The 23,931-nt window shown below is 62.4% G+C and carries 27 protein-coding genes and 1 pseudogene; 15 read left to right on the top strand and 13 right to left on the bottom strand.

From position 1 onward, the window contains the following. A pseudogene (locus PUN71_RS19165) lies at positions 1–190 on the bottom strand (haloacid dehalogenase type II); the annotation flags it as partial. Positions 191–662: 472 nt separating this feature from the next. Between PUN71_RS19165 and PUN71_RS19160 the strand changes: the two are divergent. Beyond that, positions 663–1,166, top strand: a complete 504-nt coding sequence (locus PUN71_RS19160) for a hypothetical protein (protein ID WP_277799683.1) — start codon at positions 663–665, stop codon at positions 1,164–1,166. A 955-nt stretch (positions 1,167–2,121) separates the two neighbouring features. Here PUN71_RS19160 and PUN71_RS19155 read toward each other — a convergent pair. After that, positions 2,122–4,605: a sensor domain-containing protein gene (locus tag PUN71_RS19155; RefSeq protein WP_277799682.1), complete on the bottom strand. Its 2,484-nt coding sequence runs from the start codon at positions 4,603–4,605 to the stop codon at positions 2,122–2,124. A gap of 299 nt (positions 4,606–4,904) precedes the next feature. Between PUN71_RS19155 and PUN71_RS19150 the strand changes: the two genes are divergently transcribed. Further along, positions 4,905–5,075 carry a hypothetical protein gene (locus PUN71_RS19150; RefSeq protein ID WP_277799681.1) on the top strand — a complete coding sequence of 57 codons (171 nt, stop codon included), beginning with the start codon at positions 4,905–4,907 and terminating at the stop codon, positions 5,073–5,075. 101 nt (positions 5,076–5,176) lie between these two features. Here PUN71_RS19150 and PUN71_RS19145 read toward each other — a convergent pair whose 3' ends face one another. Next, on the bottom strand, positions 5,177–5,920 hold the full coding sequence (locus tag PUN71_RS19145; RefSeq protein ID WP_277799680.1) for an EAL domain-containing protein: 744 nt from the start codon (positions 5,918–5,920) through the stop codon (positions 5,177–5,179). Positions 5,921–6,391: 471 nt separating this feature from the next. Between PUN71_RS19145 and PUN71_RS19140 the strand changes: the two genes are divergently transcribed. The 5 genes from PUN71_RS19140 (at position 6,392) to PUN71_RS19120 (ending at position 8,783) form a co-directional block, all read left to right on the top strand. Beyond that, complete coding sequence (locus PUN71_RS19140; RefSeq protein WP_277799679.1) at positions 6,392–7,045, top strand: recombinase family protein; 654 nt, start codon at positions 6,392–6,394, stop codon at positions 7,043–7,045. A 255-nt stretch (positions 7,046–7,300) separates the two neighbouring features. Continuing rightward, complete coding sequence (locus PUN71_RS19135) at positions 7,301–7,825, top strand: antitoxin Xre/MbcA/ParS toxin-binding domain-containing protein (RefSeq protein ID WP_277799678.1); 525 nt, start codon at positions 7,301–7,303, stop codon at positions 7,823–7,825. Further along, entirely contained in the window at positions 7,825–8,076 is a 252-nt protein-coding gene (locus PUN71_RS19130) for a hypothetical protein (protein ID WP_277799677.1), read from the top strand. The genes PUN71_RS19135 and PUN71_RS19130 overlap by 1 nt, the downstream gene beginning before the upstream one ends. Next, positions 8,073–8,378, top strand: a complete 306-nt coding sequence (locus tag PUN71_RS19125) for a hypothetical protein (RefSeq protein ID WP_283532418.1) — start codon at positions 8,073–8,075, stop codon at positions 8,376–8,378. The genes PUN71_RS19130 and PUN71_RS19125 overlap by 4 nt, the downstream gene beginning before the upstream one ends. A 162-nt stretch (positions 8,379–8,540) precedes the next feature. Beyond that, positions 8,541–8,783 carry a hypothetical protein gene (locus PUN71_RS19120; RefSeq protein ID WP_277799675.1) on the top strand — a complete coding sequence of 81 codons (243 nt, stop codon included), beginning with the start codon at positions 8,541–8,543 and terminating at the stop codon, positions 8,781–8,783. A 59-nt stretch (positions 8,784–8,842) separates the two neighbouring features. On the opposite strand, the gene PUN71_RS19115 is transcribed toward PUN71_RS19120, so the two are convergent. Further along, positions 8,843–9,871, bottom strand: a complete 1,029-nt coding sequence (locus PUN71_RS19115) for a serine hydrolase domain-containing protein (RefSeq protein ID WP_277799674.1) — start codon at positions 9,869–9,871, stop codon at positions 8,843–8,845. A 759-nt stretch (positions 9,872–10,630) separates the two neighbouring features. Between PUN71_RS19115 and PUN71_RS19110 the strand changes: the two genes are divergently transcribed. Then, complete coding sequence (locus PUN71_RS19110) at positions 10,631–10,954, top strand: histone-like nucleoid-structuring protein Lsr2 (RefSeq protein WP_277799673.1); 324 nt, start codon at positions 10,631–10,633, stop codon at positions 10,952–10,954. Here PUN71_RS19110 and PUN71_RS19105 read toward each other — a convergent pair. Beyond that, complete coding sequence (locus tag PUN71_RS19105; RefSeq protein ID WP_277799672.1) at positions 10,951–11,490, bottom strand: hypothetical protein; 540 nt, start codon at positions 11,488–11,490, stop codon at positions 10,951–10,953. The genes PUN71_RS19110 and PUN71_RS19105 overlap by 4 nt on opposite strands. Before the next feature lie 115 nt (positions 11,491–11,605). Between PUN71_RS19105 and PUN71_RS19100 the strand changes: the two genes are divergently transcribed. From PUN71_RS19100 to PUN71_RS19090, 3 genes are read left to right on the top strand one after another with little or no spacing between them, the layout of a single operon-like run. Continuing rightward, positions 11,606–12,037: a LexA family protein gene (locus PUN71_RS19100; protein ID WP_277799671.1), complete on the top strand. Its 432-nt coding sequence runs from the start codon at positions 11,606–11,608 to the stop codon at positions 12,035–12,037. A 32-nt stretch (positions 12,038–12,069) separates the two neighbouring features. Beyond that, complete coding sequence (locus PUN71_RS19095; protein WP_277799670.1) at positions 12,070–13,368, top strand: Y-family DNA polymerase; 1,299 nt, start codon at positions 12,070–12,072, stop codon at positions 13,366–13,368. Positions 13,369–13,390: 22 nt separating this feature from the next. Next, on the top strand, positions 13,391–13,702 hold the full coding sequence (locus PUN71_RS19090; protein WP_277799669.1) for a hypothetical protein: 312 nt from the start codon (positions 13,391–13,393) through the stop codon (positions 13,700–13,702). On the opposite strand, the gene PUN71_RS19085 is transcribed toward PUN71_RS19090, so the two are convergent. Next, positions 13,685–14,473, bottom strand: coding sequence for a GIY-YIG nuclease family protein (locus PUN71_RS19085; RefSeq protein ID WP_277799668.1), 789 nt, complete (start codon positions 14,471–14,473; stop codon positions 13,685–13,687). The genes PUN71_RS19090 and PUN71_RS19085 overlap by 18 nt on opposite strands. Positions 14,474–14,552: 79 nt before the next feature. Between PUN71_RS19085 and PUN71_RS23120 the strand changes: the two genes are divergently transcribed. Both PUN71_RS23120 and PUN71_RS19080 read left to right on the top strand, forming a co-directional pair. After that, a complete protein-coding gene (locus tag PUN71_RS23120; RefSeq protein ID WP_349361823.1) occupies positions 14,553–14,825 on the top strand; it encodes an ATP-dependent DNA ligase in 273 nt (90 codons plus the stop codon). After that, the gene (locus PUN71_RS19080; protein WP_349361822.1) at positions 14,822–15,559 is read left to right on the top strand and encodes an ATP-dependent DNA ligase; all 738 of its coding nucleotides are present in this window, start codon (positions 14,822–14,824) and stop codon (positions 15,557–15,559) included. The genes PUN71_RS23120 and PUN71_RS19080 overlap by 4 nt, the downstream gene beginning before the upstream one ends. A gap of 102 nt (positions 15,560–15,661) precedes the next feature. Here the strand turns inward: PUN71_RS19080 and PUN71_RS19075 are convergent, their stop codons facing one another. The 6 genes from PUN71_RS19075 to PUN71_RS19050 form a co-directional block, all read right to left on the bottom strand. Further along, positions 15,662–16,939 (bottom strand): hypothetical protein, encoded by a 1,278-nt coding sequence (locus tag PUN71_RS19075; protein WP_277799667.1) that lies wholly within the window; start codon positions 16,937–16,939, stop codon positions 15,662–15,664. A 67-nt stretch (positions 16,940–17,006) separates the two neighbouring features. Then, positions 17,007–17,714, bottom strand: a complete 708-nt coding sequence (locus PUN71_RS19070) for a type IIL restriction-modification enzyme MmeI (RefSeq protein ID WP_349361821.1) — start codon at positions 17,712–17,714, stop codon at positions 17,007–17,009. Between the two features lie 12 nt (positions 17,715–17,726). Beyond that, positions 17,727–19,763 (bottom strand): DNA methyltransferase, encoded by a 2,037-nt coding sequence (locus PUN71_RS19065; RefSeq protein WP_277799665.1) that lies wholly within the window; start codon positions 19,761–19,763, stop codon positions 17,727–17,729. Positions 19,764–19,867: 104 nt separating this feature from the next. Continuing rightward, positions 19,868–21,172 carry a competence protein CoiA family protein gene (locus tag PUN71_RS19060; RefSeq protein ID WP_277799664.1) on the bottom strand — a complete coding sequence of 435 codons (1,305 nt, stop codon included), beginning with the start codon at positions 21,170–21,172 and terminating at the stop codon, positions 19,868–19,870. Positions 21,173–21,287: 115 nt separating this feature from the next. After that, on the bottom strand, positions 21,288–21,623 hold the full coding sequence (locus PUN71_RS19055; protein ID WP_277799663.1) for a helix-turn-helix domain-containing protein: 336 nt from the start codon (positions 21,621–21,623) through the stop codon (positions 21,288–21,290). Between the two features lie 32 nt (positions 21,624–21,655). Further along, entirely contained in the window at positions 21,656–22,360 is a 705-nt protein-coding gene (locus tag PUN71_RS19050; protein ID WP_277799662.1) for an SOS response-associated peptidase, read from the bottom strand. 95 nt (positions 22,361–22,455) lie between these two features. Between PUN71_RS19050 and PUN71_RS19045 the strand changes: the two genes are divergently transcribed. Next, positions 22,456–22,755, top strand: a complete 300-nt coding sequence (locus tag PUN71_RS19045) for a DUF4193 domain-containing protein (protein WP_018771439.1) — start codon at positions 22,456–22,458, stop codon at positions 22,753–22,755. Then, entirely contained in the window at positions 22,712–23,134 is a 423-nt protein-coding gene (locus PUN71_RS19040) for a hypothetical protein (RefSeq protein ID WP_277799661.1), read from the top strand. Before PUN71_RS19045 ends, PUN71_RS19040 begins: the two co-directional genes overlap by 44 nt. Before the next feature lie 13 nt (positions 23,135–23,147). Here the strand turns inward: PUN71_RS19040 and PUN71_RS19035 are convergent, their stop codons facing one another. Next, a complete protein-coding gene (locus tag PUN71_RS19035; RefSeq protein WP_277799660.1) occupies positions 23,148–23,921 on the bottom strand; it encodes a hypothetical protein in 774 nt (257 codons plus the stop codon). Positions 23,922–23,931 lie beyond the last annotated feature (10 nt).

Here is a 23,931-nt window from a genome sequence, read left to right as displayed (position 1 = left end):
CACCGATGGTGGCAAACGAACCGTTGTCTCCGCTGGCGGCCAGCGCGAAACCGTCACGCAGAAGGGTCGCGAACCAGAGTCTCGCCATTTCGGCGGGCGCCCCGACCTCGCGGAAGCGCTCACCCATAGGGGACATATCGGACAGGGTTTCGTTCACGTCAAAGACAACGACGGAGATCGCTGGGTTCATGGTGTCTCCTTGCAGGTAAGGACGGGTCAGCGATCAGGGCGGAGCTCCCGCGGGTCCGGCACGAAAAAGGGTGCGCCCCGTTCGCTAGGCGCACCCTTTTCGGTTCCACTCGCAGCCGCTCTCCCAATCGACTAAACCCATAATAAGCATGCTTAGCAGTGGTTATGCAAGGAATACTTTCTTGCAGCCGGCCACCCTCCTACCCGCCTTTATCATTGCCGCTCAGCCGGTACATCTTGTGAAGACCGACCCGGAACGGGGACTCACCGAGGGCGAGGTGGCGGCAGTTGAGCGCTTCGTCCGCCTGCGGTGACCCTGTTGGCCCGGGGTATCGGCTGCAGCAACTACCTCCTTTGATTAGGGGGAGGCAGCAGCCAGTTAAGTACCCTCAAGCCTAGTATCCGTATTGATTCCGAATCTAGGCTGATGAGGCTGGGGTCATCATCACTCGAGCCACACCAGGAGCCGGACAATGAAGCGTTTCCCAGGTTATCTTTCGCCACTTGCTGCCATTGCGGCAATACTCCTCATCGCACAACCAGCCAGTGCGGCAGCGACTAAGCCGCCGGAAATTCAGGCCTTCAAAGCCACTGTCCCCGCGGGAGACGGATGCCCGTTCCAGCTTGACATCACCGGGACAAACGGGCAACTGACCCAGATCACCTTCAGGAACGGCAGCTTCTTCAACGTAGGTAAGGGCGTCCTTCTGACTTACACCAACCATGAAACGGGTGCCTCTTACACTGTGAACACTTCAGGCTCAGTGGACCGGTTCGTTCACAACGCCGACGGCACCTACACGGTGTACCTGTCAGGACACAACGGCTACATCTACTTCGGAACGGACGCTACCGGACCACGCGCTATCCAGTACACAGGAAACTTGGTTGTCACCACGGACGCCACACTCTCCAAAACACTGTCAGTCGACTTCACCTCAGGGCAGTCCGTGGACATCTGCGCCAAGCTGTCATAGCGAACCCGGGGTCCCACTGCCCTGCACGTTCCAGAGGATCTGAAACCGTTGCCTACTGCTTGGGATACGAGACGAGTGGTGAATAAGGGCGTGGGCCGGTGGCGCTGGAAGCGGCATCCGGTCTCAGAGATGCCGTGGCCGCCGGCCCTGCCCCATTTGCAAACCAAGCCCAGCGGCTGGCTCTTGCCTCTACGCTAGAACCCGGTTCCCAAGAGGATCCGACGGCGACTTTAGCTCAACGCGTCTGGGTTCGCGGCGCCTTTGCGACAGGGACATCAATATGGTCAGTGTGGTGCTGACCCAGGCAAGTCCGGAGAGGAAGACCAGGGCGATGGCTGCCAAGGGGTGCATGGCGAAAGTCTAGGGCCGCAAGAGTGGAAGGGCGGAGGTGAAACCCGGAGCCTCAGATGGTCCAAGGCGGGCCGGGTTTCCTGGTTATTCCTAGGGGCCTATGGCGTGCCGTGCCTTCTGTCTGATCTGGTTGCCGGCGCGGCGTGCTTCTGCGGGCCGGGGGAAGACGCCGGGCGAGTACGCCATGTAGTAGTCCACGGGCTGCCAGCCCTCCATTGCCAGCCGCCAGGGGCAGGGAGGATTTCGAAGGTTGCGGTGGCGGCGGCCGCCTTGAACGCGGCAGCCTCGCGTTCGGCGAAAGCGAGCGAGACGTAGTAGCGGCCCGGCCACGCCAGGACCTCACCGCTCTCGTGGAGCCACCAGGACGGCCCCTGGCCAACGGTCAGCAACTTCGAACCTCACAGCAGATCCTTTTCTCGATCCGGTGGACCGGCCGCACGCTTGGCGGCCTGCGCGTTGAAGCGCCCGGGATCAGGATCGGAGATGCAGCGCAACGCGGGGGCCGGATTCCGGTAAAGAATGGCTCAAGAATCAGACAACGCGGGTATCCGTCGCCGGCGTGATGACTGGCCCTATGACGCGGGCGGCGTGCTGTTGGTGATGGTTATGGGGCGTTCGTGGATGATTTCTTTGATGCTTCCTGGGTTTGGAGCCAGGCCGGGACCTGGGCGGCTGGGATCGGCCGGCTCCAGTAGTAGCCTTGGGCTTTGCGGACACCGCGGCGGCGGAGTTCGGTGAGTTGGGTGGGGGTTTCGACGCCTTCGGCGATGATGTCCAGGCCCAGGTTGCCGGCCATGCCGGTGATGAGTTCGACGATGGAGGTGTGGTGTGGTCCCGTGCCGAGTTCTTGAACGAAGGACCGGTCGATCTTCAGGGCCCGGACTGAGAGCCATCTGAGGTAGCTCAGTGAGGAGTAGCCGGTGCCGAAATCGTCGATGGAGAGCCCGATGCCAAGGTCGGTCAACCGGTTCAGGGTTTCGGGTGCGAGCTCGGATTGACGCATCAGCACCGTCTCCGTGATTTCCAGGTCTACCGCGGAGGAATCGATCCCGGCCGCGAGCACGGCGTCGCAGACAATGTCGGGGAAGCCGGGAGAGAGGAGTTGACGGCCGGAGATATTCACCGCGATGGAGAGGTTTTCGGCGCCCGGGATGGTTGTCCGCCATTCCTGAGCCTGGACCAGTGCGGTCCGCAACGCCCAGGTCCCGATCGGAATGATGAGGCCGGTTTCTTCGGCCAGAGGTATGAAGATGCTAGGCATGATGAGTCCGTGTTCTCTGTGGTGCCAGCGCAGCAGGGCCTCGAAACCGACGGCCTGATCCGTGTCCAGGTCGATGACGGGCTGGTAGTAGAGGCTGAACTCGTCCCGCTCCAGGCTCTGGCGCAGATCTGATTCGAGGTCCAGACGTCCTGCCGCTTCACCCAGGAGGGAGGAGTGATAGACGGCGGACTGGTCGCCGCCGGCGGCTTTGGCCTGATACATGGCGGCGTCTGCCCCGGCAAGTAATGCTTCAGGGGTGTCCCCTTCGCCGGCCAGGGCTATGCCGACGCTGACGTTGAGGTAAATCTTCCGCCCGTGGATCTCGAAGGGTTCCCGGACCGTGTCCCGGACCCGTTCGGCCACCGCGGCCGCACCATTCCGGCACAGACCGGGGCAGACAATGACGAATTCGTCTCCGCCGAAACGGCCGACTATGTCGCCGGGGCGCACGGCGGCCCGCAATCTCTCGCCCAGCAGGACCAGGAGGTCGTCCCCGGCAGTGTGTCCGATTCCGTCATTGACGGTTTTGAACCGGTCAATGTCCACAAACATCACCGCAGCTTTTCCTGGTTCCCGACCCAGTAGATCCTGAAGGGCCTCGGTGAGCTGGTACCTGTTGGGCAAACCCGTCAGGGCGTCATGGCGGGCCTGCCAATGAAGAACCTCGTCGGATTTTTTGCGGTCGGTGATGTCCATGACCGTAGCCAGAAAGCGTATCGGCTTGTTATCCGGGCCTTCCCGCACCATCCTCGTGCGGGAAAGCATCCACCGCACCTCCATGTCGGGCCTGATGATCCTGAATTCATACTCGGCAGCCTCCGCCCCCGCATCAATGCGGGCCCATTCCTGCCGGATGGTTTCCCGGTCCTCAGGATGGACAAGAGCCAGAAACCGGGGCCTGGAGATTTGCTCCCCAGGCCGGAGCCCGTAGATCCGGGCGTACTCCTCTGAGTACGTCCACCGGTCCGCGACGATGTCGTGTTCGACGGAGCCCACGTGCGCCATGGCCTGGGCCGCGAGGAGCCGTTCCCGCTCTGCTTCCGCGGCGGCCTGCAACCGTTTCAGCTCGGTGATGTCGCGGGCGATGACTGATGCGCCTACCCATTGCCCGTCCTCGTCGAACACCGGGGAAACGGTCAAGGAAACAACGACCACGGCGCCGTCCTTGCACCGCCAAAAGGCTTCCAGCCCTTTGACGAACGAGCCTTTGCTGACGGCTTCCCTCACCGGTTCCGCCGCCTCGTCGTCCTGCATCCCGGGCACGGCGACCAACGGCCGCAGGCTTTTGCCCAGGGCTTCCCGCGCCTGCCACCCCAGCATCTCGACGGCCCCGGCGTTCCAACTTGTCACCAGCCCGTCCAGATCGAAGCCAATGATTGCGTCGCCGGACGATTCGACCATCGCGGAAATCCGGCGGAGCGCAGCTTCCCGGTGCTTTCGCTCCGTGATGTCCTTGGACACCATCACCACGGTGATCGGTGTCCCGGGCATCGGCACTACGGGGCTGATCATCGCGAAGACCGGGAAATCCCGTCCCTGGCGGTGCCGCATCCAGAACTCACCGGCCCATTCCCGGCCCGCCGTGAGCCCGTCGACTAGACCCGGGCCGGACTCGGCCACCCCCGCGGCGGCCTCCGGCACCGGGGCGATACCCAGATCGGTGATCTTCCGGCCCAGGACTTCGTCGGCGGAGAAGCCGTACAGCCGCTCCGAAGCAGGGTTCCAGTACTGGACCTGCCAGTCACCGTCCATACCGATGACCGATTGCCCCATGCCCTCCAGCAGCATCAACGCCACAACAGAAGCACCGCGTTCTACACCTGACACACCGCCCCCATCCCCGGGACGACCCGCCGCTACAAGAAACGGCCGCTCGTCCAGGCAAGCCTTCCCCAAACCAGCCCTGCACAGGTCACCACTGAGACCAAACCCCCGAATATTTCGAAAACAACCGCAAAACCCAAAGAGAAGTGACCTGCCTCACACTCTAACCGCAAACATGAGGAAATAGACCTCCCCAGCCCCGACACCCGAAGGAAATCCTCAGTATGCTTAGGTTGTTGGCGCGTAGCGGTTGTGGAGGCTTCACGATGGGCGTTGAGAATCCCCGGATGCAAGCGCGGTCCTTGATCGACGCCGACGCTGTATCGCTGTTTGTCTTGTGGTTGGGTTACTGGGCCGAAGGTGGCCAGGGCGGTGAAATGGAACTCGATGCTTTCATCCGTGGCATCCCTCTACTGGACGATTTTGACGAAGTCATCCTCGGCTGGGCCGTGGAGCAGCTTTCCCCGCCCTGACCGCGACTAAGGGGGCCGCGGAGTTGGACGCATGCCGGTAGTCCCGGTGTGGGACGGACCGGCCTCCGGCAGTGCCGGGCCAAAGCCTGGTCACGCCAAGGTTACGCAGCGTGCTCATTTGCGGTGGAGGACGCCCGGGCGGACGTCGTGTGCCATGTTGCCCAGTCGGCGGGGCGGGTTGTGGGGTGGCCAAGGAGATAGCCTTGTCCGGCATGGATTCCCAGGTTCCTGGTGGTGGCAAGGTCGTCTTCTGTTTCCAGTCCTTCCGCCACGATGGTGGCGCCTGTTTCCTGGGCGAACTGGACCATTGCGGCGCCGAGGGCGCGCTGTCGCGGGTTAGCGTGGATGCCGGTGATGAGGGAGCGGTCCAGCTTGATGATGTCGGGTTGGAGGTGCAGGATGTGGCGCATGGAGGAGAAGCCGGAGCCGGCGTCATCGACGGCTATCCTTAGTCCGCGCTTCCGCAGGGGCGCCAGGGCGGTGAGCAGGGAGTCATAGTCCTCCACGGATTGCCGTTCTGTGAGTTCCAGGACGATCCGGTCAAGGTTGATGGGTGCTTCGTTCACAAGGCGGGGCAGGCGCGGGTCCAGGCAGGTTTCCGGTGCAAGGTTGAGCGCCGGGCACGCCGGTTGGTGTCGCGCGACATAGAAGACGTAAACCACCTCATCAACCGCCGACGTTCCGATCACTGCGACACGAGTCAGCGGCCAGGTGGCAGCAAACACGTTTCGCGCCCTGTGCCCGAGCGCCTCCATCCAGGACGCACCCACGAGCAGGGGCCGCTTCCTTCGGGAGCTGAGGGCGCTGACCCTGGCCATTACCTCCCGGGCAGTCGCCTCGCTCACCCGGCCGCCATCCACCCATCGCAGGTGAATGACACCGGACCGCACCTCAATCGTGCAGGGATCACCACCAGAGTCCGGCCCATCCGTTGCAGCCCATCCCCGAAGGTCCTGCTCCCCGTCCCATCCCTGCTCCACATCGGGGAAGTACCCAGGCTCCCGCTCCCTAAGCAGCCCGAACCGGCAAAGGCATCAAGGCAGACCTCGAAACCTGGCCCGACCCCATTGCGCCGGCTATCCGACAGGGACAGTTTTTGAGGCTCTACGTCGCCTGTCCGAAGTTGCTCAGGGGCTCCCTGTGCTCTCCCGCCGGTCATGCCGCGGAGCGTCTCACGAACTATAGGTAAGGGCACCACTGCTCCTGGCCCCGAAATCCCTGCATTCCGGGGCCAGAAATGTCTCACCCACCCTGTATCACTTGATTGTCTTGAGACGCCTTAAGAGTTTGTGAGACGAGACAGTCAGGAGCAGATCATGAAACTCGGCTACGCGCGGGTGAGCACAACAGATCAAAAAGCCGTCATGCAGGTCCAGGCGCTCCGGGAAGCTGGGGTTGAAGAAAACCGCATCTTCATCGACGAGATGTCGGGCCTGGTGGCGGCGAAGGATCGGCCCCAGATGGCCAAGCTCCTTGACTACGCCCGGGACGGGGACGAAATCTACGTCTGGCGCATCGACCGCCTCGGCCGCTCCCTGGTGGACGTCGTAAACACCGTCCAGTCCATCACTGAGCGCGGGATCAGCCTGCATTCCATCATGGACGGGGTAGATCCTTCTTCATCACACGGCCGGCTCCAGCTGGCCCTCTTCGCCAGCCTGGCCCAGTACGAGCGCGAATTGATCACTGAGCGAGTACGGTCCGGGGTGATGGCGGCCCAGGCCCGGGGCGTGAAGTTTGGCCGGCAGGCACCCAAGCAGGAGACCATCGAAACGAAACTCAAGGCTGTACGCCAGCTCCTTGCGGACGGCACACCTGCTGCCGAGGCGGCCGAAGCTGTCGGCTGGTCGCGGCCGACGATGTACCGCTACCTGAAGAAGTTCGGCACAGAGGTACCGGCGGACGCAGTGGCCCATGGCAGGGGGCGGTCCCAGTACGCGGCCAGGAAGGTGCTGCCGGCGCGGGAGTAGGTGCCTGGTGGCCGCCCGGGACAACCCTGGGCATCTGTACAGGCTCGTACGAGAGGAACACGTCAAATATTCGGAGACAGATGGGGCAGCACCCGCAGGGTGACAGAACGACAGACTCACAGAGTCGCGGGTTCCGCCTGAATAGATTGCCAAGTGAAGTGGTCCCACGGCGGGCCTCTGCGGGCCAGTGATTGACGGCAGCAGAGGCCGCCTCTGAATCTTTCGCCAGATCGCCCCAACAGATAGTGTTGGGGGATGGAGAACCAACGGAACACCGTCGAACAGATTGTGATCCTTCGGGGCGGCGGACAGGAGACCCCCGTCAAAATGAGGAACGGTGTGATCCTGCTCCCCAAAGGCTTCAAGGTGGCACCCCGCCGCCGCGCGCACGCCAAACCCCAGACACCCGGCAGGACCGCAGTTGTGAACCTTGCGGGCCTCAAGGACACGCCTGACTACGGACCGCGCGCCATGACGCAGCGCCTCGTCAACGCTCTGGGCAACAACGCCGTGGCCGCACTGCTCGGGGTCAACAAGGACAGGCCGAGCCGGTGGGTGTCCGGACAGGACATGCCCAACGAAGAGAACCGTGTGCAACTGGCAGACCTGGACTCGCTGGTCGGCCACCTGCACACGGCCTTCACCCCGGCCCAGGCACGCCTCTGGCTGGAGGGGCACAATCCCCACCTGAATGCCCGCCCCATAGACCTATACCGGATCGAAGGGGCCGCCCCGGTCATCGAGGCGATCCGCGCCCACGAGCAGGGCGCTTTCGCCTAGTGGAGTTCTGGCGCGTACTGAACTGGCACCCGGACGCCAGCGACCCGTCCCAGAACGGGCACCCGCTATATATCTGGCCCCGTCAGGGCGTCGGCCGGGTTGACGACCCGGACCATGAATACCTCGTGGTGTACGTCGGCGACTCGGCAGAAGGCGCCGTTGCCGAAGCTTTCGGCAGCTACCCGCGCTGGGACGAGAACATCCTGGACCCACCGCCCGCGACACCTGCCGGGACACTGAAGCCCTCGTGAGGTATACCGGGAACGTGGCCGTCCTGGACCTGGATGATCCCGAGGTGCTGCAGGAGTGGGCCCTGCGGGCCAGCAGCGTCGTGTCCCGCGACCGAGCCTCAACCCAGCAGTGGGCCCGGTCCATGTACGACACCGGCGACTACGCCGGCGTTTCCTGGTGGTCCTTCTACGAGCCCCGCTGGGCCAGCTTCGGTCTGTGGGACGTTTCCGGGCTGACGGTGGCCGGCGAACCCGAGCCCCTCACCCTGGCCCACGACGCCGTACGCGATGCGGCAACACCCATTAGACGTGTGGTGAGCTAGGGCGTGTCTCCTAAATCCGGGACCTATGATGGCTTCAAGTCGCATCGGGGCTCGTCCATAACGGAATGCGCTGGCAATTGAAGTGGTTTCACGGTGGGCCTAGCATGATTGCACCGTTTCCTCTCTGCATTCACAGAGACGTTATTGAAGGTCGCGAGTGCCATGACGAAGAATCCTTTTGGGCATCGGACGCATGAAGCGAAAAAGCCGGAAAAGACCGGTGGGCATCACGGGTTGCATCTGGGCGAGTGGCTGAAGCGTGAGGACGAGGGCATCGAGCGCGGCTACAGCAGCGTCTTCCTCAGCTACCACGACCGGCCGCTTGCGCCAGAGCGAACCTGCATTCAGGGGCATGAGATTCTGCCCGGGGAGGACCACTGCTCCCATGGCCACCCCGTCGGATAGATGCGCTGTTCCTCCAGCTCGATGATTACGACCCCACCGCGGCCAGTCGGTTGCGCGTGTCATTCAGCTGCGCTGCAGAGCCGGTCGAGAGTCTCGTTGAGTGCTGATTCGATCCCGCCGTTCAGATAATCTCGCTTTTCCTGGGTGGAGGGGTCTTCGAGCTCCGAGGGCATCGGCGGGGTCGTGACTGACATCGCGGCTTGATACTTTCCGTCTCCGCTGCTGACCGCTACCGTCTGATAATCATCGAAGGAGCCCCTGCCCTCGTGCCGGGATTCCTTCGAGCACCCATCCCCGTGCTCCCACACGCCAAGCCCGTAGGGGCGGAAACTCGGGCTGGTTTTCATCTCGCGCAGGGAGGCTGCAGAGACCGCCCGTCCTTGGAAGATTGCTGCCATGAGCAGGTTCAGGTCCTCCATAGTCGATATAGCGCCGCCGGCTGGGTTGCCCACGGAGAAGGTGTTGTTCGTGGTGTCGATACGCTCGCCGCGCAGGGTCACGTAGCCGTGCAACAGCCCGGCTTCATGCAGGTCAACCTGGTTCAGACTGGTGTTCTTCAGTCCAAGAGGGTCAAAGACCTCCTCCTGCATTACCTGGACGAAGGGCTTGTGCCGCAGGGTCTGGATGAGGAGGCCCAGTGCGAGGTAGTTCGTGTTTGAGTACTTGAATGATCCGACATCGTCATGAGTCCATGGCAGGGTTCCCGCCAGTTGAAGGCCACGCTCCATGGTGAGCGTCTGGGAAAGGACGGGGCGGAAGTCAATGTCTTTCGGCAGGGCATCATTGACCTCGGGCATCCCGGAAGTGTGGCCGAGCAGTTGCCTCACAGTGATTGGGCCTGGTGGCTTGAGTGACGTGGTGAAGCCAGGGATGACGTCATTGACGGGATCGTCGAGGCCGATGAGGTGGTCGTCCACGAGCTTCAGCACGGCCACGGCGGTCATTGTCTTGGTGACGCTGGCGACCTCTGCGCGGTCCGTGGGCTGCGCAGCCGTCCTGGTTTCGAGGTCGCGGACGCCGTAGGCTCGGGACCACTCGCCATCGGGCCAGCGGATCTGTACGACGGCGGAGGGTGCTCCCTCATCCATGAACAACTGGATTTGATGCTCCAGCGACACGAAGGGACTCGGTGAGCTCGAAGATGGGGTGGGTCCATCGTTGGACTGGGTGCAGCCAGTTGGCGTGAGGACCAGGGCGCATACGAGGGCCGCGCGCCCCCACAGGTGATACTTCGTGGTCATTGGGTGCCGCCGTTCCGCCTATGAGACAAGCTTGGCCGTCTGCGGCACCACGTCCGGCCAGACTACGACGGCACCGCCGCCCCAGCACAGCAATTTTATTCTTCACCAACACAGCGGGGAAGCATTCCTCGGTAGTCCTTCGGGTCGCCGGTTGGACTATCACTTTGTCGAGGTGAGGTTTTTCCAACTCTCAAGTAATAACGTCGCGCGCAGACAGGACCCCGCCTGTTACCCCGTCGCCTTTTTCGTTGTTTCTGGGAGGACCAACATGGCAAGCATTCCAGCATTCCGCGGTGCCCTGGGCGCTAGCGGCAAAGCCCTCGTTGCCGCCACGACTGACGCGACAACCACAAAGGCACGGCCGGGGTCCAGCTTTGCCAACTGGTTCAGCATGACTGCGTCTCGCAAAATACAACTCCAAATGAGGCGTAGATTCTACGACTGTTTCGAAAGCACATGCGGCGTCTGACAAAGGGAGTTCAGCGGGCTAGCACATACGATCCGCTTTGAAAGCCCTTAAGAGCGGCCACGTCGTGAGCTAGATCACAAGCGCGTTCGGCCGCGTTGCACCATTTTGTGAGGGGCGGGTCTCGTTACGATCTTCGGATGGCTACACGCACCGTGATTGAACTGATTGACGACCTCGATGGATCCGAGGCGACTGAGACCCTCCGGTTTGGCCTGGACGGCACCGACTACGAGATTGACCTGGCAGGTCAGAACGCAGCCGCACTTCGAGGCGTGCTGACCCGCTATGCGCAGGCGGCGCGCAAGGAGAAGGTCGGGAGGGCGGCTGCCGTTCGCCAGCTCCCGCCGGCGGCCGACACTAAGGCCGTCCGAGCTTGGGCAGGCGCGAACGGCATCGAGGTGAATCCTCGCGGCCGCATCCGCGAGGACGTCGTGCAGCGGTACCTGGCTTCCTTGAGCTAGGACCTTCCTGAGGCTGAAAGGCCAGCGAGGAGCTGCGCCTTCTTCATCGCGACTGCGCGCTCGTCCTGGTCGAGCGCGCCGGCAAAGGGGCTCATCTGCCGAAGGTCGCTGCCCAGCTCATCACCTCGCAGCATCTGGCGCTCCGCAGCATCCGCCGACAGGTCCAGGATCTCCTCCCACCGGTCCACCCAGTCTTCAGCCATTGGGGCCCTGGGCGTTTCGCGCATGCGCCGGATGTTCGCTCTGGCCAGGTCGCGCAGTTCCGGGTGGTCGCGGAGCTTGGCAGCGAGCAGGACGTGCAGCTCGTACGGGAAGCGCTCCTCGCGCCGCAATCCGCGAGGGCGGCGGGCGGCGGCGGTATCCAGGGCAGCCTGGACCACCGATGTGCTGCAGCCGAGTTTTTGAGCGATGGACTCAACGGACAAGCCCACGGCCCTTAGTGACAGCGCGGCCTCCGGGCGGCCGTCGACCGCCTCTCCCTCAGCGGTTGCTTGCATCGCCTGACGCACCAGGCGAGCCGTGAGCTCATCGTTCATTCCGCGAATGCTACCCCTCGCCAGCGCAACACCTTCATTTCATTCCGACAGGCTCCTTTGTCCGGGGCCACGCGTACACTGAGTAGTCGAAGGTATGTTCGAATAAAGGTGTGTTGTGCCTGTAATTGTCGGCCCTCGTGTGGTAGATGCGGAGGTGTCCATGCTGCTGGTCCTGGCCTCCCCGGTGCCGGTCGCGGCGGGTTATCCGTCGCCGGCGCAGGACTATTTCGAGGGCCGGATCGACCTGAACGAACACCTGATCAAGGACGTCGCGAGCACCTATATCGTGCGCGTGTCCGGATCATCGATGGAGGGTGCCGGCATTAGCGACGGCGACGAGCTGGTCGTAAACCGAGCGCTCGAACCGCACGACGGATGCGTGGTCGTGGCGGTCCTGGACGGGGAGCTGACGATCAAGAGGCTGCGGATCACCACCGCCGGCGTCGTGCTGCAGGCCGAGAACCCCGCCTACCCTGACATCCCCGTGCCGTCACTTTCCGACCTGACGATCTGGGGCGTTGCCACCAGGTGTCTTCACCATGTGTAGCGCGCGTTTCCGCATCAGATGCGACCCCGGCCATGTCTAAGCCAGCGGTGATGCGGCGGATGCCACAGATTGCCCACCTGGACGTCAACTGCTTCTATGCCTCCGCGGAGCGGGCGTTCAACCCCTCCCTGGAGGGCAAGCCGGTGATCGTACTGTCCAACAATGACGGCTGCGCCGTGACCCGGTCCCCAGAGGCCAAGAAGCTTGGCATCGCGATGGGCGATCCGTGGTTCAAACTCGCCCCCCGGGCCAAAGAGTGGGGGCTCGTGGCCCTGTCCAGCAACTACGAGCTCTACGGCGACATCAGCGCCAGGGTGATGGAACTGCTGGGCCGGTACTCCGCGTGGCTCGAGGTGTACAGCATCGACGAAGCCTTCCTGGGCGTCAAGGGTGTACCCGAGCAGCTGCTCGACCTCGGCCGGACTATGAAAGCCGCGGTACGGCGGCACGTGGGCGTTCCCGTCTGCGTCGGGATCGCGCCCACGAAGACCCTGGCGAAACTGTGCAACAAGTGGGCCAAGAACAACCCGGCATTCGGGGGAGTGTGCCACTGGGAGTCCGTTCCCGCGGCGGTGCGGGAAGCGCTGCTGGAGCGGCTCTCCGTGGAGGAGGTCTGGGGCATCGCGGGCCGGCTGACAAGGCGACTTAACGGCATGGGCATCTTCACGATCCTCGATTTGGTCCGCGCCGACCCGGTCATGATCCGCGACCGGTTCTCCATCGTCATGATGCGCACCGTCCTGGAACTCCAGGGCACCCCGTGCATCCCGATGGAGGAGGAACGGATCGGGCGCGATCAGCTGATCTTCTCCCGCTCCTTCGCCAAGCCCATCACCACCGCTGCCGGCATCCGACAGGTGATGAGCGCATACGGGCAGCAGGCCTCGGCGCGGCTGGCGAAGCATAGGCTGCAGGCCAAGGTCCTTACCGCCTTCGCCGGCACCTCGCACTTCAACCCGAAAGACACGTCCTACCCCTCGGTGTGCGTCCCGCTGCCGATGCGCACTGCCGACCCTGTCCTCCTGACCAAGGCTGCCCACGCGCTGCTGCCGCGGATCGTCGAGGGCATCCGCTATGCCAAGGCCGGCATTATGGTCACCGACCTGCGCCCGACCGGCAACCAGGCGCCGCTGTCCCTCTTCGAGAACCCGCACGAGGAGCGCCACATCGGCTCGCTCCTGGAGGACGTCGCCCGCCGGTACGGCCGCGGCTCGATCGGTCTGGGCCACGGTGGCATCAGGGGAGGGCCCGACTGGACCATGAAACGCGACATGCTCTCACCCCGCTACACCACGCACTGGGACGAGCTACCTCTCGTCAAAGCCGCCTAACTCACCGAAAGAGTGACCCGAAATGACAGCCACCCCCGAAGCACCCGCCCTGAACATCCCCGTGGCGGTCCGCTTCACCAAAGCCGGCACTCCGCTGGCGGTCCGGTATGACGGGAAGCTGTGGGCCGTGGCAGCAGAGCCTGTCCACTGCTTCACGCGGGATTCCTGGTGGGAGACCAGGAGAAGCGTCCCGGTCGGCATCGGCAACGTCGTGGACATCGAGCACTGGCAAGTGCAGGTGCGCGCTGATTCTATGTCCCCGTTGACGACGTTTGAGCTGCGCCGTGAGCCCCTCTCGGAGCAGTGGCTGCTGGAGTCAATCAGCAACGACTAAATCAACGGCTCCGGACTCCTCCTTGCTTTCCCGGGTGTTGGCCAGCAACTGCCGCCGCTTGACCTCCCATAACAGGAATCGGTCTCCCGTAGGTCTTTCGCCACCGGGAACCCGGTTGAGAAGGAAGTCCGGCTGGTAATCGTTGACGATGCGCCGCTCCAGCTCCCACCGCCGCTTAGTTTTAGCCGCGAAGATGCGGCTGGTATCCAAGGCCCTGAACGAGTCGATGGACAGGACTGAGGTTTCCTTGTCTTCGAAAATCAGACGGTCGAACTGCTTGGTGCCGCTCCAGTGCCTCTTGATCCGCCCCCGGATGTCTTCAGCCTGCCCGGTGTAGGCCTGCTTGTATCGGTCGAGGACCATGACGTAGACGCCCTCTACGCCTGCCCAGTCACGCAGGTCTTTGACGGGCTGGAGGCTCTCATGCTTGGCCAGCATGCCGCTCAGTGCGTCCAGAAAGCCCTTTCCGGAGAGCTGTTTGAAGAACGCCATGTTGAGGTCAAAGTTCTCCAGCGCCGCCTGCCGACGGTCCTCACAGAACTCATCAGAGAACCGCATGTGCGCCTCGTCTTCAAACGCCCAGGCCTCTGCGTCCCACTCCTCGGCGCTGTACTCATACCGGGGCCGCTTCGCCGTTGGCTTCCGGCTGATGAGTGCATACTCGGCCCGCTTGAGCCGATAGCTGTACTTGCTGGCCCGCAGCGTCTCCCCAAAATGCTTGACCGGGGTACGCCGCTGCCGCAGCGCCGCCATGCCGTCATCGTCGTACATGCCGCAATCCTAAGGCCAAGTCGACTCCGGCTCACGGAGCAATGACTGCTGGAGTCCATCCGCGACGTACCGTTGCGGCATGAGAGAAGACATTCCCTCGTCGCTGCGTCCGCCGGTATCCCTGGCGCTGGCTAATAGTGCCGAATCAGTCCCGCCGGCGGGAGCATTGCCCGGCGGCTGCATGTATGAGCCCAAGTGGGACGGCTTCCGGTTAGCAATTGTCGCCAGCGGCGACGGCGTCTCGCTGTGGAGCCGCCAGGGGCGAGATCTCTCACGCTACTTCCCGGAGCTGCTGGAGGCCGCGGCCGCGCAGATCGCCGTCCAGGCTGCGTCCTGGACGGCGAGGCGGTGATCTGGACGGGGGACCGGCTCGACTTCGACGCGCTGCAGCTCCGCCTGGTCACGTCCAAGAAAGCCCTGCCTGCCGCCGCCCAAGAACATCCGGCCTCCTTCGCTGCCTTCGATCTGCTGGCTGTAGCGGGGCACGACATCAGAAGCATGCCCCTGACGGAGCGCCGGGAACTGCTGGAGCAACTGGTCGCCGACTGGGAGCCTCCGCTGAACCTCTCACCCGTTACCAGGGACCGCGACGAAGCCCTGAAGTGCTTCGAGGAGCTGCATCATGCCGGGCTGGAGGGCCTCGTCGTCAAGGGCGCCGCACAGCCTTACCAAGGGTCCGTTCGGCAGTGGATTAAGGTCAAGCGGCGCGAAGTCGTCGACGTTATCTGCGGTGCGGTCATCGGCCCTATCGACCACCCCCAATACGTGGTGGCCGGCCTGCCGGTCGACGGCCGGCTGCGGATCGTTGGACGGTCAGTGCCCTTGAGCGCCAAGGCCTCGCGTGAATTGGCACTGTATATAAGGCCACCGGACGGAGTGCACCCGTGGCCGGCGGTGATCACCGACACCATGCTCAATCGGTTCAGTAAGGACAAGGGGCCGGTGGCGCTGACGCTGGTTGAGCCGCTTGTCGTCGAAATATCAGCTGATACTGCCTGGACGGGAAATTCCCTCAGGCACGCCGTGAGATACCTGCGGCCGAGACCCGAGCTGGCGACGGCGGACGTACAGCTGCCGGGCCGGTGACCTGTCCGTTTTCAATGAACGTCGGGGAGGACCGGTCAGGCACAGCAATCCCGTCATCCCGGCATTGGTCACGGTGCCGTCACCATGGCCCGCTGACAGTGGTTACTTCTGTATTAGTCGCGCGAGGACTGTGTCCGACCCACTGAGATTGGGGCGCTGGTAGGCCTTGAAGAGCCAACCAATCACACCCGGCAGTGCCCCCATTCCCGCAGCAAGTGCAGCGCCCGTTGGGCCCCCGGCCGCAGCCCCTACACCGGCCGCCACGACGATAGAGGCTCCGTCAGCTATCAAGTTGTCCCTGAGAGGCCGACTTCGCTGGAGAGAACGATTAAGTTCCCGAATGCGTGGAATCAGCATGTCCTCGACACGCGCGGCCAGCTCCTCTGCGTCGTCATCTTTGCTGTCCCTGGCCAGCGTCGAAAGTTCCCGCCTCCAGGAATCAAAACTCTCCTCATCCTGTCGGACGCGGACCGTTGTTTTTGGATCGATTTTCAGGCTTGGGACAACGAGCCGTGAAACCTCCTCGAGCAGTTTCTCGGGATGTTGCTGGATCCCTCGGATTTTCGACGCACCGCTGATGGCCTTCGCTCGGAGTAGCTCGTAGTCGGCATCGGTAGACGGAACATACGTAGCGCCGGCTTGATCGGCTACGGCGAGCGTCTTTGCCAGGTAGAAAAACTCTTCCTGATTTGTCCAGGCAATATCCGCGGGATGCGGGATGCCACCCCCCACGGTTAGCTTGCCTCCGCGTATGTTGTCCCACCGCGTCAGCTCAGCAGGATCGTATTCCGCAGCGGAAATCATCTCGGGTGTCCGAACATCATGGCGGACTGAAGCCATTAGCGCCTCTTTGCGAGCCAGGATGGTTGGCCACTGCGGACGGAGTATGAGGATGCCATCATCGATGAGCGGGGCGAACGAAACAACGCTTCGGATGAGGCCCTTGAACCATTCGAGAGCCTGCTCCGGATTCACTTTTTGCGTTGCGTACACGGCGTGCTTGGCAAACACATCGGGCCCGGCGTACATCGCCGCAATGTGCGACCGGCTTGTCCTATTGACCATCCGAATCTCTTTCATCTTTGGCAGATCATCGAATCGATCAAAGAAATAGCTGCTTAGCGGGTCATGGACCAACAGCCGTGGGTAGTAGAGCAAAGCAAGATGAATCTCGGGTTGGAAGTGAGGCCCAAGCCAGCCTCCGGCAAGCCAGCCGCCTGGATAGTAGGTTCCCGGGGGCACTGGCTCGGCGATTGAAGCCTCGGCCGATTGCACAAGTGCTTCCCCGAGACCTTCCATCTTTGTAATGGAGAGAGAGCTAAGCTCCCTTTCCCCGGGAAGACGCCCGAAAAAACCCCTGAGAACCTCGACCGGTGACACAGGTGATCTTGACTGACGAAAGCCGTATACCAACGTTCTACCCTTCTCCGATCACGAATCGACAGGCTCAGGCCGCCGCGCTTTGGGCGGTTGCCATGTCCTTGTAGAGCTCGAAGAGAAGCGTGAGGCGTCGCTCATCGTCCTGCACCGACTTGCGGCCGAAGAACGCCCGGTCCACTGCCTTGTCCAGGTTCGTGTGGGCCCTGATCAGGTCCAGCGGCATGGCGTCCGGATCGTACATTTGGGCCAGTGAGAGGCTCGGGTGGTTCGCCCTAGCTGCCTGAACTGCTTCGCCGGCCGCCACGATCTCCTTGCGCAGTTCGGACGAAACCGACGGCAGCGGCAAGGTGTTCCAGACGCCTAGCTTGGAGAACCTCAGGTCACTCTTAATGCGGCCGCCAACTGTCTTCTGCCAGACCACGTATGCCGTCGAAGAGATGACAGCGAACATGAAGCCGTCGGGATCATCAGCCACGAAGTTGGCGTCACCGGATATTGTTTCCGGGCCAAGGCGTTTGGCGGTGAAGAACAGCCGCCTTTCCAAGACGTGGCGGGGGATGCAGAGGTAGTTCGTTTCCGGCTGGGCTATCTGTCGGAACAAGCGCGCCATCGTTGCGTATTCACGTGTAGATGCCGCATCGCTGGCCAAGCGGAATGACTTCACCCGCTCCAGCCTTTCCCGCAGGAGGGCCGAGTTCCTGAGGTCGGAAGCATCAAGGTCAACCATCCAGAGGCACCACCGGGGTATATCGTGCAGCAGCTCCTTAGTGCCCACAAAGGGGCGAACTTACTTGGCGGCCGCGGGATCGCTCATGAACTGGCTGTATTCCTCGGGCCCGATGAAGAATCCTCCGCCATCGGTGGGCTTGCTACCGTAGCGGACCTCGCCAAGCGCCGGACTCAGAGGCTTTGACTGCGGGTAAACGACCACGGACGGGCCCTCGACCAGATAAGGGGAGATGTTCGATACCTCTTTCATCGTGGGCTCGCCCTTGATGTTTGGGTAGTCGTACAAGATCTTCCGCCCCACCACACCCCCATGGGAGAACGCCACGATTACAACATGGACGGATGCCTTACCACTGGCTTCAGAGGTCCAGGCGAAGGTCCGGTGCGCGAAGTCGATCTGGAACCCACGGCCCAGGATTGGACCCCACAGTGGAGCCACTTGTTCGCCCTGGCAGATGGACGACGTGGAGACGAAGGCGACCCGTCCACGATGCGTCCCCATGTAGTTGGCGGCTTTGATGTACCAGCCGCTCACGTAGTCCAGGCTTCCGTGGTAGTGCTTCTTTCCCCAGACAGCCTTCAGCTCGGCGGTCTGCTGGTCGGTTCGGAGGCTGATGCCGATGAAGGGCGGGTTGCCGACCACAACGACGTCGTCCCCAGCAGGCAGCACCAGGTTCCAGTCCAGGCCAAGCGCGTTGTCCCTGACGATCTTTGCCGAGATGGTCAGCGGCAAACGGTCAGGGGCCGAACCGACGGTCTCCATCATGTGGCGATTCGCTTGGTGATCAGCGATAAACAGGGCGACCTCAGCGATTCGCGCCGGCCACTCTTCGATCTCTATGCCGTGCATCTGCGCAAGGCTGACTTTCAACCCCATGTCCTCACCGAGCAGCACGGTCTGGCCGCCGCCCGCTTGGAGCTGCTGCAGTTGCTCGATGATCCGCAGTTCCAGTGCCCTGAGTTCCCGGTAGGTGACCACAAGGAAATTGCCGCAACCACATGCCGGGTCGAGGAACTTGTAGGACGAGATTTTGTCCCAGAGAGCGTTCAGATTCTTCACGCTGAACTGGCCCGCCCGAAATTCGGAGTGAAGCTGGTCCAGGAAGAGTGGCCCGATGGCCCGCAAGATGTCTCGTTCGGTCGTGTAGTGCTCCCCGAGGCCTCGACGTGCCTCCTTTGATTTCACAGCCTGGAACATGGATCCGAAAATGGCGGGTGATATGCGGGCCCATTCAAACTTGCAGGCAGACAGCAGTGCTTGGCGCATAGTCTTGTCGAAGTGAGCGGTAGGGATGACCTCCGTGAAAATCGAGCCATTGACGTAGGGCAGCCTGAGCAGCATTTCGTCCGTACGCGATGAACGGTTCGCCGGCGCCGTGTCGAGCGTCTGGAATATGTCCTGGATCCAGGCGCCCAGGTCTGAGCCATCTGCGGCTGTCTTGTCGTCAATGATCGACCGGAAAAGCCCTCGCTCGAGGAGGCCGGTGTCTTCTCCGAACAGGAGGAAAAGGATGCGGGTGAGGAACACGGAGACGTGGTGGTCCGAGAGCTTGTCGACAGCCAGGGCGTCGTAGAGTTGCGCCATCTTGGCGACGGCTTCCGCATTAGCTGCCTGCTCGGAAACGGCAACAGCCGGTTCCCTGGTGTACCCCGCCATCCAGGTGAAGAGCCCGATGCGGTTGGGTAGCGATTTGAGGTCGAATTCGTGGGTGACCTTGGGGGTGACCGAGACATCGTGAACGACGAATTTGTTGAAGTCGCAGAGGACGATGAGCTTGGGCAAGTCTTTGTCGTCGAGGGAGTCCAGGTAGTCGTAGGCCTGGTCGGCCGCCTTGCGCAGATCGGCGCCGCGAGACTTTTGTTCAATCAGGAGTTCCCCGGGCCAGAACACGTCGATGCGCCCTGACCGTCCTGTACTGAACCGGTTGGCGTGATGCTCGAAGACGACGAATCGGCGGGCATCGATTCCGAAGGCTGCGAAGAACTCTGCCCAGAACAGCTGGGTGTCCGCATTCTCTCGGCTGGCGTCACTCCACCGGCGGGCAAACCTGCCCGCGTTGGCCCTAATTTCTGCAAGAGAAAGCTTTGTTGCCACACCACACCCCATTTGGAACCGCATCAGAAAGTCGAGCCAAATCTATCCCACCAAGCGATTGCCTCAGCGCATGCCGCCCTTGTCACCGACCAAACCATTCATTGTTAGGCCCCGGCATTCCGACAGAACTTACAGGCCTGGCTAGGCACCGAGTGGATTCTGCAACGTTTGGCCCCGCCGGCGACGCGGGCTGCGGGGGCAGGACGGCGTGAAGGTGGCACCGCGACGGGGTCTACGGTCGGACCGCTAATGATGGACCATTTGTTCGGCGGGATCCGCGAGATGAAGTACTGGCCCATCGTGGTGTCGCACGAGGGGCACACGAAGGCACTGTAGAGCCGCCCACTGGCCCCGGTCCGCCGCGGCTTGATGAGCGCCTTGCGCACGTCCGCCTTGACGGCCTTCGCCCATGCATCGACGGCGTGGTGGATCTCGGGAAGATTCTCAATTCGAGTCGGGCCGACGTCCGGCTTTATCCTGGGCCCGGGTACCTTCACCCATCTCTTTCGGAAGCCCGGGCTGCGGGCGTCCCAAACCAGCATTGGTTCCGCGCAGTCCTGGCACGTGGTGAGGCTTCCCCAGATGTACGTATCGGTTTCGGTTCGCACGACGTGCTGGCCGAAGGCAGATTCCGTTGAGGCGGAATTTTCGTTCATGACTGCGATGCGGGCCTCCAGGGCCGCAGCCTGTCGGCGCTCAGCTTCTGCCTGCACCGCCTCCCTTGCCGCCTTCGCCCTTTCCCGCTCGGCTTGGTCCCTTGGAGAACCCAGTTTCCAGGAGTGACCGATGCGGAGCAGGGCTTCGACGAAAGCGCCGAGCTCACGGCCAGCCTTCACGAAGTCCTGGTGGGCAGGTAGCAACAGGAGTTCGAAAGCGTCAGTCGGGACAGGCGACGTTTTGCCATAGCCGGTTACGACCACCGGTACTTTGATCCGGTCGTATTCAAGCTTGTGGGGGACCAGCCACACGGGAAAGAGGCCGCTGTCGAAGTACCGCTGAGATCTTTTGAAGTACTCAGAGGGGCTTTGCGGAGACAATTGAACCTCAAAAGCAACCATATATTTGGCATCATCCCTTTTGGCCAAGACGTCCACAGTCCAATCACCCAGTGGATCTTGGTGTTCAACGCTGGCCTGCCAGCCCGGCACCCGTTCGATGCAAGACCTTAGGGCTTCCTTCATTGCGATGTGCTGTGGCGTTTCCCCGCCATGCGCCGCCTCGCAATCCCGCTTGCCATGATGGGCGAAATACCTGGTATTGCGCCCTCTAGTCATAGCGACGGCCCGCACGCCGCACAGCGGCAGGACCATGCGCTTGCGGTCCTCCGAGTTCTGCAGTTCCTTCCAGGCCTCGGGCGAGTAGGTTGTTGCATCGACACGTTGGCCGTCAAGCATCGCGACGAGCAGCATAGTCCCCATCCCTCTTTTGCCCTTGCTCGGACCTAGAGGCGATTTCATCACAAGCTCCCCGGTGACTAGCAAAAGGCCGCTCTGAGAAAACCACCTACTCAGCTAGTTGCGACGCTCATTTCGCCAGGTCTGGATCCCAGTCTTCAGGCGGGTCGCGCCTCTCCAAGGTCTCGATTAGCGGGTTGAACCCGTCATCGCCCGTTGCCTCGGCGATGGCTCGCAACTGTCCTGCGACCTCTCGCCACATTCCTGCGTACCACGCTGTCGGATCGGTTCCGTTCTCCAGAAGGAACGCGTCCAGGGTGGACTTGCGGTACACGAGCCTGGATCCGCGCTTCTCCACGACTGGCCCTCTGCTGGCATAGCGGAGGCCACGCAGAAATTTAGCGCTCACGGTGTAGCCGACCGGGCCGCTGAGGTAGGCCGCAGCCTCCTTTGATGTCATTTCCATGTCAGGCGCTGGATCGTCCGGCAACTGGCTATTCACTCGGCTGGCTCGATCAGCTCGGGACCGTTGTTCCGCACGCTGTTCACCCGGGTGCTGACGATCCTGGGAACCAGGGTGGGTTCGGGCAGGGAGTCGAACAGGTGCTGGACGTCGCCCTTATCGGACAGATCCGGGTCCAGCCACTCGGCGAACCGGTCGCGCGGAATGATGACCGGGGACCGGTCGTGGACGTGCCCCAGAGCGTCCTGCGCCGTCGTGGTCAGCACCGTGAAGGACAGCAGCCATTTGCCCGGGTCATCCTCCGCCAGGGCCGGGTCCGCCCACCACTCGTACAGGCTGGCGAAGCCCAGCAGCGGCTCCTTCTCGGAGTACAGGTAGTTGGGAATCTTCTTGCCGTCCTCGGTCTTCTGCCACTCGTAGTAGCCCTCGGCCGGCACGATGGCGCGGCGCTTCCCGGCGGCCTTCCGGAACGAGGGCTTCTCGAGGATTGATTCACTCCGGGCGTTGATCATCCGGGACCCAATCTTGATGTCCTTGGCCCAGGACGGGACCAGCCCCCAGCGGGCAATCAGCAGGTGCCGTTCCAGGCTGCCCTCATCCAGCCGCTCGGCCACGATGGGGACGTTCTGGGTGAGCGCCACGTTCCAGCTCGGTGACGGCGGAGTGCCTTCCATCTCCTTGGCCTCAAAGGAGGACAGGAGGTCGCCGGTGGCCTTGGACATCACGTATCTGCCGCACATGCGCCCATTCTGCCCCACGGCTAGGGAATTCTTCCGTTGTCCGGTATGTTGCAGTCGCCGACAATCCCCTCACGAGAAATGAGATGCACCTAAAAGTGGCAACCGATTACGACGAACTGCGGACTGACGTCAAGGAATCCCAGGACAGCTCCCTGGAGGCACTGAAGTCCGCCAAGGCCCCCGATGCGAAGTCCGTTGTGCTGGAGCTCGACGAAGCAGACACGCTGGACGGGCTCACCCCCGGCGGCGAGTTCATCGCCGAAGAGCTGGTCGTTCAGGTCATCCCCCAGGCCGACGATGAGTTCACCTGTTACTCCTGCTTCTTGGTCCGACACCGGTCCCAGAAGGTCCGTGAAAAAGACGGCCACGGCTATTGCGTTGAGTGCGAAGGCTGAACCCCGCTACTGGCCAGCCATAGAGCCTGAATGGTGGGAGAACCTCGGCGATTTCAGGTTGATGACTCTGGAAGAGTGCGTGCAGCACTTCGAGGCGCTGACCGGTGATCCGGAGCCGTACCTGCAGCAGTTAGTGCCGGTCTTTATCGACGATAAGACCTTCGCCCCGAGCTACCAGTTCGGGGAGGACGGCCTGCCGCACCCAGTGGTCCAGACTCTGTTCAGTCGTGCCCTGGAGCTGAAGGTGCCGCACAACTCCTTTACCCACTGGATGCTCACACCTTTGCCGGTACAGAACTACCCGCGGCCTGTAAAAGCGCTTGGGCATCCGGGGCGGCTGATGGAGTATCTGGAGGACTTTGCGCGCAACCGTCCGTGAAGCAACGGGAGCATCAGGCCGAGGGGGCGTCCAAGCTTCTCCCCTTGCTGGCAGCAGTCTTGGCCAGCAACTCTCTGGTAGTAACCCCTTCGACGAACCAGTACATGTCCTGGACCCCGAGATGCCCAGGACCGCCGCTCATGATGGTGTGCGGTGTTTCGCCGGCCCCTGGTGTCGGCAGCTGCAGTTCTTCCGGGCTCGGATACACGTCTTGAGGGCGATGATAAGACGTTGCCGTCAACCACATGCCCGCGTCATTGGCCAGCGGCCCGATTCGGGCGCTAGGACCATCGGATTCGTCAGGGGCGGGCCAGTAGGGTTCCCCGTAGGCAACTACGAAATCAATGTCCCACGCGTAGTTGGGAGGCAGCGAAGTGTTGAGAGATCTTCCATCTCTCCCTGTCCCCAGTTTCGGCATGGGGGTGCGTGAGAGCGCCGCTTCGCGGTAGCGAGGACGCTGAAGGTCCCACCTGAAGCGCAATCGGGCGACGCGGTATGCACGGTCGGTTAGTCGGACTCCATCAAAAGCGTGCGCACGACCGAGGTCATGCTCTATGAATGCGCCTTTGGCCCGAGCGGTGCTGACCGCTTGCTCGTTGCTCTCAATGTGGAAGCGGTGACCGCTGAAATTCCGTGACGGACCGTGCATGGACAGATGAAAACCGCCCGCATGATCACCTTCGAAGTCGAGATAGAAGTCGGTCTTCTTGGCAGTGACCCTCCAGATGTTGCCCCGCGGCAGGTTGTCCTCCGCGCTCAGCGCTATAAATATCTCCCGTTCATTCACGACCCTGCTC

It is taken from the genome of Arthrobacter sp. NQ7, from assembly GCF_029581595.2.
In the GTDB taxonomy this organism is placed as follows: Bacteria; Actinomycetota; Actinomycetes; order Actinomycetales; family Micrococcaceae; genus Arthrobacter; species Arthrobacter phenanthrenivorans_B.
Note: the sequence above shows the minus strand (reverse complement) of the source record. Positions and strands in the feature narration are given on the sequence as shown.

Coding starts and splice junctions, on each gene's coding strand:
- PUN71_RS19110 (WP_277799673.1), top strand. CDS start 10,631: ATGGCTACACGCACCGTGATTGAACTGATTGACGACCTCGATGGATCC.
- PUN71_RS19090 (WP_277799669.1), top strand. CDS start 13,391: ATGACAGCCACCCCCGAAGCACCCGCCCTGAACATCCCCGTGGCGGTC.
- PUN71_RS19120 (WP_277799675.1), top strand. CDS start 8,541: ATGACGAAGAATCCTTTTGGGCATCGGACGCATGAAGCGAAAAAGCCG.
- PUN71_RS19140 (WP_277799679.1), top strand. CDS start 6,392: ATGAAACTCGGCTACGCGCGGGTGAGCACAACAGATCAAAAAGCCGTC.
- PUN71_RS19160 (WP_277799683.1), top strand. CDS start 663: ATGAAGCGTTTCCCAGGTTATCTTTCGCCACTTGCTGCCATTGCGGCA.
- PUN71_RS19095 (WP_277799670.1), top strand. CDS start 12,070: ATGTCTAAGCCAGCGGTGATGCGGCGGATGCCACAGATTGCCCACCTG.
- PUN71_RS19060 (WP_277799664.1), bottom strand. CDS start 21,172: ATGCTGCTCGTCGCGATGCTTGACGGCCAACGTGTCGATGCAACAACC.
- PUN71_RS19055 (WP_277799663.1), bottom strand. CDS start 21,623: ATGGAAATGACATCAAAGGAGGCTGCGGCCTACCTCAGCGGCCCGGTC.
- PUN71_RS19135 (WP_277799678.1), top strand. CDS start 7,301: ATGGAGAACCAACGGAACACCGTCGAACAGATTGTGATCCTTCGGGGC.
- PUN71_RS19115 (WP_277799674.1), bottom strand. CDS start 9,871: ATGGATGAGGGAGCACCCTCCGCCGTCGTACAGATCCGCTGGCCCGAT.
- PUN71_RS19105 (WP_277799672.1), bottom strand. CDS start 11,490: ATGAACGATGAGCTCACGGCTCGCCTGGTGCGTCAGGCGATGCAAGCA.
- PUN71_RS19085 (WP_277799668.1), bottom strand. CDS start 14,473: ATGTACGACGATGACGGCATGGCGGCGCTGCGGCAGCGGCGTACCCCG.
- PUN71_RS23120 (WP_349361823.1), top strand. CDS start 14,553: ATGAGAGAAGACATTCCCTCGTCGCTGCGTCCGCCGGTATCCCTGGCG.
- PUN71_RS19050 (WP_277799662.1), bottom strand. CDS start 22,360: ATGTGCGGCAGATACGTGATGTCCAAGGCCACCGGCGACCTCCTGTCC.